The sequence below is a fragment of the Flavobacterium tegetincola DSM 22377 genome (assembly GCF_000425485.1).
GTDB classification, from domain to species: Bacteria; Bacteroidota; Bacteroidia; order Flavobacteriales; family Flavobacteriaceae; genus Flavobacterium; species Flavobacterium tegetincola.
The window spans coordinates 100427-111960 of record NZ_KE384385.1 but is presented as its reverse complement, the minus strand read 5'-3'; the positions used below and the strand labels follow the sequence as shown (position 1 = coordinate 111960).

At 35.0% G+C, this 11534-nt stretch carries 9 protein-coding genes; 3 read left to right on the top strand and 6 right to left on the bottom strand.

The window, feature by feature from the left end:
• Window positions 1-27 precede the first annotated feature (27 nt).
• From H602_RS0113730 to panC, 6 genes are read right to left on the bottom strand one after another with little or no spacing between them, the layout of a single operon-like run.
• Complete coding sequence (locus H602_RS0113730) at window positions 28-1995, bottom strand: transglycosylase domain-containing protein (RefSeq protein ID WP_026978518.1); 1968 nt, start codon at window positions 1993-1995, stop codon at window positions 28-30.
• 11 nt (window positions 1996-2006) lie between these two features.
• Complete coding sequence (gene radA / locus H602_RS0113725) at window positions 2007-3368, bottom strand: DNA repair protein RadA (RefSeq protein WP_026978517.1); 1362 nt, start codon at window positions 3366-3368, stop codon at window positions 2007-2009.
• A gap of 10 nt (window positions 3369-3378) precedes the next feature.
• Window positions 3379-4518: an alpha/beta hydrolase gene (locus tag H602_RS0113720; RefSeq protein ID WP_026978516.1), complete on the bottom strand. Its 1140-nt coding sequence runs from the start codon at window positions 4516-4518 to the stop codon at window positions 3379-3381.
• 58 nt (window positions 4519-4576) lie between these two features.
• Window positions 4577-5539, bottom strand: coding sequence for a lysylphosphatidylglycerol synthase transmembrane domain-containing protein (locus H602_RS0113715; RefSeq protein ID WP_026978515.1), 963 nt, complete (start codon window positions 5537-5539; stop codon window positions 4577-4579).
• 3 nt (window positions 5540-5542) lie between these two features.
• Window positions 5543-5893, bottom strand: a complete 351-nt coding sequence (panD, locus tag H602_RS0113710; RefSeq protein ID WP_026978514.1) for an aspartate 1-decarboxylase — start codon at window positions 5891-5893, stop codon at window positions 5543-5545.
• A gap of 13 nt (window positions 5894-5906) precedes the next feature.
• On the bottom strand, window positions 5907-6755 hold the full coding sequence (gene panC, locus H602_RS0113705; RefSeq protein WP_026978513.1) for a pantoate--beta-alanine ligase: 849 nt from the start codon (window positions 6753-6755) through the stop codon (window positions 5907-5909).
• 107 nt (window positions 6756-6862) lie between these two features.
• On the opposite strand from panC, the gene H602_RS0113700 reads away from it, so the two are divergent.
• Genes H602_RS0113700 through glmS form a run of 3 tightly spaced genes read left to right on the top strand, consistent with a single transcriptional unit; the run spans window position 6863 to window position 11247 of the window.
• On the top strand, window positions 6863-7669 hold the full coding sequence (locus H602_RS0113700; RefSeq protein ID WP_026978512.1) for a glycogen/starch synthase: 807 nt from the start codon (window positions 6863-6865) through the stop codon (window positions 7667-7669).
• A 20-nt stretch (window positions 7670-7689) separates the two neighbouring features.
• On the top strand, window positions 7690-9393 hold the full coding sequence (gene bamH / locus H602_RS0113695; protein ID WP_026978511.1) for a BamH family beta-barrel-assembly machinery protein: 1704 nt from the start codon (window positions 7690-7692) through the stop codon (window positions 9391-9393).
• 6 nt (window positions 9394-9399) lie between these two features.
• Window positions 9400-11247 (top strand): glutamine--fructose-6-phosphate transaminase (isomerizing), encoded by a 1848-nt coding sequence (gene glmS, locus H602_RS0113690; RefSeq protein ID WP_026978510.1) that lies wholly within the window; start codon window positions 9400-9402, stop codon window positions 11245-11247.
• The last annotated feature ends 287 nt before the right edge of the window (window positions 11248-11534 follow it).

The window sequence follows — 11534 nt, the reverse complement described above, 5'->3', positions numbered from 1 at the left end:
AGTTATTTATTTTAGAAATTTCTTCTCTTAAAAAGTAAATTCTTCTAAATCCAGTGAATCTACAGCCGTGGAATCAATTTCTGTAATTCTCAAAAATGAACGTGCTCTTCCTGAAACATGAACGGGAAATGATTTAAAAATGGTATCAACGGATGTTAAAACACCGCGACGTAACATTAAATTAGTCAAGTACTTTTGTTGAACAACGCCTTGGTTTCGTAAATTTCCTGTGTTGTCAAATTTCCACATAAATCTTTTTGGACTAGGAACAATACTAGCTAAAAACAAACATTCATTCAAACTCAATTGTGATGGATGTTTCTGGAAATAAAATTGCGAAGCTTCACCAATTCCGTAAATATTTGGTCCCCATTCGATGACATTAAAATAGACTTCAAGCATTCGTTCTTTGCTTACGATTCTATTATTTTCGAGAATATAAACCAATAAAATTTCTTCTAATTTTCTAGAAAGTGTTTTTTCACGAGTTAGAAAAACGTTTTTTACCAATTGCATACTAATCGTACTTCCGCCACGACTGAATTGCTTGGTTTTAATATTTTTTATAATCGATTGCTTGAATGCTTCATTTATAAAACCTCTGTGGGAAAAGAACGACGGGTCTTCGGTAGTTAAAACAGATTTTCTTAAATAAGGTGAAATCTCACTTAATGGTGTGTAATTTGGGTTGCTTTCGCCTACAAAAACAGCGCGTTGGGGTGTATCGTTTTCAATAGCACGATAGGTAAAAGGTCCATTTATTTTGTTCAAATCGGCATCACCATATGTCGTTATTTTGAAATCTTTTTTGTTTATTTTACTTTCAAAAACTAAAGCATTTGGGTTGTTTTTATTGAATTCAAAATCCAGATGATAATCAAATTCACCTTCTGTTTGCATTCCTTCAAAATGTGTAAACAAACCCGTTGGTAAAGATTCAATGAAATCTTGCGTTTTCATTTTTGGAATTGCCACTTTTAGCGAATAAATTGTATCTGTTTCAGTATCCAAATTAACATAAGGATGAAATTTAATTTTATTTAATTCTGCCGTCGAACTACTGTCAATTCCAATATTATTTTCATCAATTACGAAATGAAAATCAAAACCTGCTTTTTTGAAAAGTACATCTTTTGAGGCAATTTTTGGATGGTTGACAATTAAATTTGCAATAGAAGAAGTCCCGTCAATATTCAAGGTTCCTCCACTTTTTGAAATATTGTCAATTTTAACTCTAATAGAATCGAAACTTGATTTTAAGTTAAAACGTTCATCAAAATATGGCACTTTTATGGCTCCAGTATCCCGATTTGTAAAGGCAATATCCGCTTTTTGATTTCTTGGGTCTGCAAAACCAGCAATTTTCCAGCGTTGTGAAAAGGTATTGGTTTGTACAGTAATGGAAGTTGCAAGTTGTTTATCTGCCAAACGAAGTTGTTGTAAATTTATACTAGCTTTTTTGCCGTTATCGTCCAATTTGAAAACCAAATTTTTAATATCCATGTCGGTTGGAACCAAATTTAGCGCTGTTGAAATGATTTTATAAGCTAAATCAGCATAATTCCGTTTTGACTTTTCTTCAGATGTTCCAGCCGAAATCGTGTCTTTCTTAAGAAATGCACCAAAGTTCTTCTGTTCCCCTCTTTTAATCAATTGGACTAAACCATTTTCCACAAATAATGTTCCCAATTGCATTTCTCCCGTAAATAAGGGTAGAAACCGAACCGAAGCACTTAATTTTTGAATCGAAAAAAGGGTATCTGCGTTTTTTGGAACCAAAGCTATTTCGGTAAGTAGCACTCCAGTTAATCCATCAAATTCGGCCGTTTTAATGGTGAGTTTCGCATCGTATTCCCGTTCTAATTTTGACGTCACCTTTGCAATAGCTTCTTGCAATAACGATTCTCGAAAACTAAAAAACAAAATCATTCCAAGTCCTAATAAAATTAGAAAACCTAAAAAGATGCGAACTATGATTTTTTTTCTTTTACTCATAAAGATGTATTCTAACCAAAAAGTTCTTCTACAATATCTTCAATTTTTGAAACCAAACGCACTTTAATCACTGTTTTTTTAAGTGAGACTTTATTGTACTTTGATACAAATATAGCTGAAAAACCTAACTTTTCAGCTTCTTGAATCCGTTGGTCGACACGATTTACAGGACGAATTTCGCCAGAAAGCCCGACTTCTCCAGCAAAACAAAAATCTTTATCAACAGGAATATCTTCATTAGAAGAAAGAATTGCAGCAACAACGGCTAAATCAATTGCCGGATCATCTACGGATATTCCGCCGGTTACGTTTAGGAAAACATCTTTGGCACCAAGTCTGAAACCTGCTCTTTTTTCTAAAACGGCAAGAATCATGTTGAGTCTTTTGGCGTTGTAACCAGTCGTACTTCGTTGAGGCGTTCCATAAACCGCTGTACTCACTAGTGCTTGAATTTCAATCATCAGCGGTCGCATTCCTTCGAGTGTTGACGCAATTGCCGTACCTGAAAGTTGTTCTTCTTTATGTGAAATTAATATCTCTGATGGATTAGAAACTTCTCTTAATCCGGAACCTAACATTTCATAAATTCCCAATTCAGCAGTTGAACCGAAGCGATTTTTAAGGGAACGTAAAATTCTGTAAATGTGATTTCTATCGCCTTCAAATTGCAAAACGGTATCGACCATGTGTTCAAGAATTTTTGGTCCAGCAATTGTTCCGTCTTTTGTAATATGACCAATTAATATTACAGGAATATTAGTTTCTTTGGCAAATTTTATCAGTTCAGCAGTCGTTTCTCGAATTTGAGAAATACTTCCCGGAGAAGATTCTATATAGTCTGTATGTAAAGTTTGAATGGAGTCAATAATGACAATTTCCGGTTCAATTGCTTCAATTTGTTTGAAGATATTTTGCGTTTTTGTTTCCGTCAAAATGTAACAATTATCGCTCAACGGATTGATTCTGTCGGCACGCATTTTTATTTGTTTCTGACTTTCTTCGCCGGAAACATATAAAGTTCGGTACGGTAATTTGAGGGAAATTTGCAACAGCAACGTACTTTTTCCAATACCGGGTTCGCCACCAAGAAGAATTAAGGAACCGGGAACAATTCCGCCACCCAAAACACGATTTAGTTCGCCATCACGAGTATCCATCCGAACTTCCTCAGTGCTGTCAATTTCGTGAATTTTCAGTGGTTTTACAGTCCGTTTTGATTCTGTTTGTGTGGGATTCCAACTCTTTTTCTCTTCTTTCTGAATGATTTCTTCGGCAATGGTGTTCCATTCTTTACAAGCATTGCATTGCCCTTGCCATTTGGCATAAGACGTGCCACAATTCTGACAGAAAAAAGAGGTTTTTATTTTTGACATATGTATTTTTCTACTTCATTTGTTCTGCTTTTTCAAGCATAAAATCTCTGGTTAAACTTCCAATTTCTTCCATGTTATATGCATTTAAATATGCTTTCAAGGCTTTTTTAGTTTCACCTGTCTTTTCATAAAACATGCCCATGTGGTATTGACTCAACATACTTTTGGGATAGCTTTTTTTAGAAAGTGCCGCTAATTGTTCAAATTCAGAAAACGCATTGTTTTTTAAGATTGCTGCTTCGATGGCCCTAAAATCATTAATTCTAATGGGGATTTTGATGCCAAAGGAAGTTTGGATAAGATCATACTTTTTGGTAAGGTAGCCCACGTAGTCGCTAGGAAGTTTCACTATTTTTTCTTGAAATTCGGTACTTGATATGGGTTGATACGCACCAAACAAATGATACAATGCGCTTGGAATGGAATGCAAAACCAACGAATAATGAGAGGCATTTTTAAAATCGTCAAATTGATAATACAAGTTTGGATTTTGAATGGTTTTAATATTTCCATCTAATTTTTTAATCAATTCTTGCATTTTTTTTACATCACCATCGGCTGTAGATTGGTAGTAAAACAAAGGCTTTTTGGTCAAACCCAAGCGAGAAGGTAGTCTCGTCTCCATATTCATGGGAAGTTCTGGGCTCATTGATATGTAAGCGTCAAAAAGCGGATTTTCCTTGTAAAGAAATAAATTTAAAAACCCAGCAGTTACATCATGACCTGCAATAATTTTAAAAGGAGCTATTGCGTATTTTTTTTGTAATGCTGGAAGTAATTCCATTGAAAGGAAGTCAAAAAATTGAGCGCCTTTTTCAAAAGGAAGTCCATTATCAGCATCCACGTCGGTTTCTGCATTTCGGTCAAAAGGAGCGCTTTGGTTGATTCCTACTACAATCAGTTCAGGCAGATCGTCCCAATAGTTGCCGTACTGAAGTGCACCCGTAAAGGGTTCAAATAAGTAATCGCCATCAAGTACTAAAAGTAGGGGATACGTTTTATTTTTTTCCTTTCCATAAGACGCGGGGAGTGATATAGAGATGACGCGGTCTTGCTTTAATTTCTCGGAGTGAATGGTATCTGTTGATTTCTGAGCAAATAATGGAATGGTCAGCAAGCTTAACGCAATAATGCAAAAATAATTTTTCATCGAAAATAGTGGTTTGGTTGGACGCCTTGTTTTCACAAAACGCAAGCAAGGTACTAAATTATTTGTTTTTATTTAAAATGGGAAGAAGTAAAAAAGAAAGCCCTCCTAAAACTACGGTTAGAAAGGTCTGCGAGGTCCAAACCAACCAACCAAAAGCGGTTCCGACAGTTTCAGGAATTGCATAAAGTAGAAAAATTTGAGCAATCATTAACGGAAAAGCACCAAAACCACTGTTGGTGAATCCAATAGCAAGACTTCCGATGACAAATGCGGTAATTACGGCACCTAAACTGATGGTACTGGTTTCTTCTAAAGCAAATATGGCAACGTAAAACATTAAAATGTAAGTAAACCAAATAAATAACGAATGGAATAAAAACGGCCACTTGTTTTTCATCTTTACAATACTCAAAATACCCTCCATCAATCCGGCTAATTTTTCTTTGAAAAATAAGATAAATTTCCACTTAGAATAAAGCCAAAGTAGTACAAATACAATAAATCCTACTAGTCCAATAAGCATTAACATCACTAGCTTTTCAAGTGGAATTGTATCAAGAATAAAGTTTTTCAAGATTTTGAATTGCAGAATAAAGGCGGTGAGAACAAATAGGAAAAATAGTAATAAGTCCACAATTCGTTCTGCAACAATGGTACCGAATGCTTTATCAAAAGGAATGTCTTCGTACTTTTTTACAATAACGGCACGGGTAATTTCTCCAGATCTTGGAATGGTCAAGTTCATAAAATAACCAATACAAACTGCCATGAAATTATTTCTAAATCTAGAAGTATACCCCATGTGTTCGATAGAAAATTTCCAACGATAGGCACGCGAGGCAAAACCAAAACAAGCGATAATTAGTGAAAGGAAAATGTAAAAATAATTGGCATTCTTGAAATAGCCCTTCATTTCCAACAGTTGTTCAGGAGTAAATTGATTGTATTGGTATACAATCAAGAAGGCGCCCAAAATAAGCGGAAGTAGAATGGAAAGCCATTTGCTGATTTTCTTTTTCACAAATTACGTCAAAGAATTGTCCTTCTCATTGGGGAAAACCAAACAAGGTTTAAATGATTTTGCTTCTTCAAAATCTAAAATTCCGTAAGAAATGATGATAACAATATCACCTTTTTGAACTTTTCGGGCGGCAGGTCCGTTGAGCGTAATTTCACCGCTATTTCGGTTTCCTTTAATCGCATACGTTTCCAAACGTTCGCCATTGTTGATGTTAACTATGGCTACTTTTTCACCTTCAATAATATTAGACGCTTCCATTAAAGCTTCGTCAATTGTGATGCTTCCAATATAATTTAAATCTGCTCCAGTAACCGTCACGCGGTGAATCTTGGATTTTACTACTTCAATTTGCATGCGGCAAAGATAATTAATTTAATGAAATGGTATCTATCAATCGTATTTCGTTCATAAATACGGCAATAAATGCCCGGTATTTTTTGTTAGGCTCTTTCTCTGTAATTGATTTTAATGTGCTTTCATCTGCTATTTCAAAATATTCAAGCTTAAAATGGACATTGTTATGAAATTCATTTTCCACCCATTTTGTTACTTCTGTAGCATTTTTTGTGCCAAATTGTATTCTTGCTTCTTGCAAAGTTTGATATATAAAAGCAGCTATAACTCTATCTTCGGCAGAAAGTCGTTCATTGCGCGAGCTCATTGCTAAGCCGCTTGGTTCTCTGAAAATGGGTTGGCCAATAACGGTAACATTCATTTGACTTTTTTCGACCATTTTTTTAACGATCTGTAATTGCTGAAAATCTTTTTCACCAAAATAAGCGTTATTAGGTTGGACAATTTCAAACAATCTTTTTACAATTGTACCTACGCCGTTAAAATGACCCGGACGGTGTTTGCCTTCCATTTCAAATTCCAAACCATCATAATCAAAGGATTGTGAAATGGTATTTCCTTGATAAATGTTTTCAACGGAAGGAGCAAATACAATAATGTCCTCGCTAATTCGTTTCATTTTATCCACATCAGATTCAAGTGTTCGGGGATAGTTATTTAAATCGGCACTGTTATTGAATTGTGTTGGATTGATAAAAATACTCATCACTGTAGCATCGTTTTCACTCATTGATTTCTGAATTAATGAGAGATGACCATCATGTAAAGCGCCCATTGTAGGCACAAAGCCGATCGTTTTATGATTTGAAATTAGAGTTTGTAAATGTGATTTTAAATCCTCTTGTGTTTTGAAAATGAGCATGGTTATTTTGTTAGAGAGGTGCAAAATTAATATAATAGTTAATAACTCCGTTATTTTTTGTAATTTTGCGTGTTATTTATTGCCAATAAAAAAATTAAAAGATTAATATGGAGGATAAGAGGATCTTATATGTGTCATCTGAAGTGGTGCCTTATTTAGCAGAAAACGAAGTTTCGTCAATGTCGTATGATGTACCAAAAATGATTAACGATCAAGGAGGACAGATCAGAATATTTATGCCACGTTATGGTAATATCAATGAAAGAAGACATCAACTTCATGAGGTTATTCGATTATCGGGAATGAATTTGGTTGTAAATGATTTGGATATGCCGCTGATTATCAAAGTAGCATCAATTCCAAAAGAGCGCATTCAAGTTTATTTTATTGATAATGATGAATACTTTAAACGTAAAGCAACCTTTACTGATGAGGAAGGTGTCATGTATGCAGACAATGATGAGCGGGCTATTTTCTTTGCGAAAGGTGTTGTAGAAACAGTAAAGAAATTGAACTGGGTTCCAGATATTATTCACGTTCATGGATGGATGGCAGGAATGCTACCGATATATATGAAGCATTACTATAAGGATGAAGCTTTATTTGAAAACACCAAAATTGTAACCTCAGTATATGGAACTTCCTTTGAAGGAGAACTAAATCCAGAAATGATTAATAAGGTGAAATTTGACGGAATTCCGCATGATGCGATTGCTGATCTGGAAAGTCCTACTTATGAAAATCTATTGAAAGCGAGTATCTTACACTCGGATGCAATAATAGTGGGTTCAGAAAGTATTTCGCCAAGTTTAACAAAATTTATTGAATCGTCAGGTAAACCTTTTTTACCTTTCGTCCAAAAAGATAAGTTTGCAGAAGTGTATACAGACTTTTACAAAACAAAGGTACTTTAAGTTAATAATTAAATTTTTATATGAATAAATTATCGTTCTACGGGATTGTTACCACATTAGTGTTGTCGGCACTTGTTCTAACATCTTGTGACCAAGATTTTGATGAGATTGGCTCTGGAATTGTAGATGACGACCATTTTGCGTTTCTACCTGATTATTCTTCAACTGTTAAAGCATATACGCTTGGTGCAGGAGTAGTTCAATCCAACAACTTACCTATAAATTCACTTGGGTATTATGAGAATGCTATTTTTGGCAAAGTAACAGCTAATTTTGTTACACAAGTTGAATTGGCAAGTGTAAATCCTACTATAGAAGCAGAACGTAATCCTGTGCTTGATAGCGTAGTACTTACAATTCCTTATTTTAGTACTAAAACATCGGGAACTTCAACTGATGTGGTGTATAGAATTGATTCCTTAAAGGGTGCTGGCGCTATTAATTTAAAAGTTTATGAGTCTGGATATGTGTTGAATAGCTTAGATCCTGATTCAAATTTTTCTTCACAGCAACGTTATTTTACAGATAATACTAGTATAGAGCTGAGTAAGAAAGGTACGCCGTTAAACAATGCGTTAGATCCAAAACAAAATACAGCATTTGATCCTAGTTCAGCCGAAAGCGCAAAAGAGTTCATAACATTTAAAGTGGATAGAGGCCTTAAAACGATTGTTCCCAAAGAGGTAGAGTCGCGAGTGGCGCCAAGAATTCGTTTAACATTAGACAAGGCTTTCTTTCAAGATAAAATCATGAATGCGCCATCTGGTAAATTGCTTAATAATAGCGTTTTTAAAGAGTACTTTAGAGGTATCTTCTTTCAGGCAGACAAGATTACGCAAGGTACTCTAATGCAGTTGGATTTTTCGAAAGGAGATATTACATTACACTACCACGAATATGCAACTTTGGTGGACGGAGTTCCAGAAAAGTATGATGCGTCGGAAAATGATACTTATGGAGGTCAACCTAAATTGACAGCTAAAAAATTGGTATTAAATTTTACAGGAAATTCGGTTAGTTTATTAAAAACTGAGAATTCTACATTATATGGTGCAGGAATTTTAAATCCTAATAAGGCAGAAGGTGATACTAATTTGTACTTAAAAGGTGGAGAAGGTTCTATAGCTGTAATTGATTTATTTGGCCCTGATAATTTTGGCGATGATGGATTGACCGGCGAGCCAGACGGCGTTGCTGATGAACTTAATATTATTAGAAATAAAGGTTGGTTAATCAATGAAGCCAATTTGACTTTCTACGTTGATCGCAATAAAATGGGTGATGATGTTCCTGAGCCAAAGCGTCTTTATTTATTTGACTTAAATAATAAAAGAGCTTTGGTAGATTATAGTCTAGATGGATCAGGGTCTTCCGCAAATCCTAAGGAAGCAAAATCCATTCACGATGGGATTCTTCAGGAAGAAGGAGGATTAGGTGTGAAATACAGAATTAGGATAACGAATCACGTTCGGAATTTAATTCGAAAAGATTCTACCAATGTTCGATTGGGATTAAGTATTACAGAAGCAATTTCAATTACGGCAAACGTAAGGTTGAAAACGCCAGTGGTTGAGACTTCTCCTGAATTTAAGATTGATCGAATTCCTGCAACATCACTTTTTAATCCGTTAGGAACTATTTTGTATGGAAGTAATATTGCACCCGATAATGCAAATTACGCGAAGCGATTAAAATTAGAGATTTATTATACTAAAGCAAATTAAGAGAGTATGTGTGGAATAGTTGGATACATCGGTTATAGAGAAGCCTTTCCTATTGTAATAAAAGGTTTAAGAAGATTGGAATATCGTGGTTACGATAGTGCTGGAGTAATGCTTTACGACGGTAATGAATTGGTGGTTTGTAAAACCAAAGGAAAAGTTGCTGATTTAGAAGAACGTTGTAAAGACACAACTACAGCTGGTGCTACTATTGGAATGGGTCATACAAGATGGGCTACGCATGGTGTGCCAAATGATGTAAATTCACACCCTCACTTATCAAATTCAGGCGAATTAGCAATTATTCACAATGGAATTATTGAAAATTACGAGCCTTTAAAAAAAGAATTAATCAACAGAGGTTATACTTTTAAATCCGACACTGACACGGAAGTTTTAGTAAATCTGATTGAAGATGTTCAAAAAACGCAAAATTTAAAGTTAGGAAAAGCGGTTCAAGTTGCGTTAAGGCAAGTGATTGGTGCTTATGCAATTTGTGTTTTTGACATCAAGAAACCCAATGAAATAATTGTTGCACGTTTGGGAAGTCCATTAGCAATTGGAGTAGGCGAAAATGAATACTTCATTGCTTCAGATGCATCACCTTTTATTGAGTACACTACAAATGCAATTTATTTGGAGGACGAAGAAATTGCGGTGATTCGTTTGGGTAAAAAATTAAAAGTGCGCAAAATTAAAGATGATTCGTTAGTAGATCCTTACGTTCAAAAACTTCAAATGAATTTGGAGCAAATTGAAAAAGGTGGTTACGATCACTTCATGTTGAAAGAAATTTACGAGCAACCAAGCGTTATTAAAGATACTTATAGAGGTCGTCTACTTGCAGATCAAGGTATTATAAGAATGGCCGGGATTGAAGACAATTTAGAGCGTTTTGTAAATGCAGAACGAATTTTAATTGTGGCTTGTGGGACTTCTTGGCATGCCGGTTTAGTTGCCGAATATGTTATTGAAGAGTTTACAAGAATACCGGTTGAAGTAGAGTATGCTTCAGAATTTAGATACAGAAATCCAATTATCAACAAAGGAGATGTAGTTATTGCTATCTCTCAATCGGGTGAAACAGCGGATACTTTAGCGGCAATTAAGTTGGCTAAAGAAAACGGTGCATTTGTATTTGGTGTTTGTAATGTAGTAGGTTCGTCAATATCTAGAGAAACGCATGCAGGAGCTTACACTCATGCAGGCCCTGAAATTGGAGTAGCATCAACCAAAGCATTTACTACGCAAATAACTGTGTTGACGATGATTGCACTTCGAATTGCTCAAGCTAAAGGAACGTTGAATCATACTGATTACCGTCGCTATTTGCAAGAGCTGGAGCGAATTCCAGAGCAAGTAAAGGAAGCATTAGAAAGCAATGATGTTGCAAAAGAAATTGCAGCGGTTTTTAAAGATGCTCCAAATTGCCTTTACTTAGGTAGAGGATACAACTTTCCGGTAGCATTAGAAGGTGCATTGAAATTAAAGGAAATTTCATACATCCACGCTGAAGGATATCCTGCAGCAGAAATGAAGCACGGTCCAATAGCATTAATTGACGAAATGATGCCTGTTGTAGTAATTGCCCCAAAACAAGGACATTATGATAAGGTGGTAAGTAATATTCAAGAGATAAAATCTCGAAGTGGTAAGATCATCGCAGTGGTTACTAAAGGGGATACGCAAGTGCGTGATCTGGCAGATTACGTGATTGAAATTCCTGAAACTTCAGATGCACTTTCTCCGTTAATTACAACCATACCTTTGCAATTACTTTCATACCACATTGCGGTATTTAGAGGTTGTAATGTAGATCAGCCACGAAACTTAGCAAAATCGGTGACGGTGGAATAATTGACAATAAATACAAATTTTTTAGAAAAGCGGGATTCATTCCCGCTTTTTTTATGCAATTTATTATTTATTTTCATTTTTATGTAATCTTTAATAAATCGTCAATTTTGTATGTATGCATAGTATATTTTTTGGCTTTTAAGCAAAATTGTTAATTAAATCACAATAATATTTCATTATCATATCTTAATTAATTCTTGTTTTAGTTGCGTTTTATTGAAAAAAAGTGGGGCTTTTTTAATAATGTCAAAATTAATTGTACTTTGGCTATAACTAACCAACAAAAT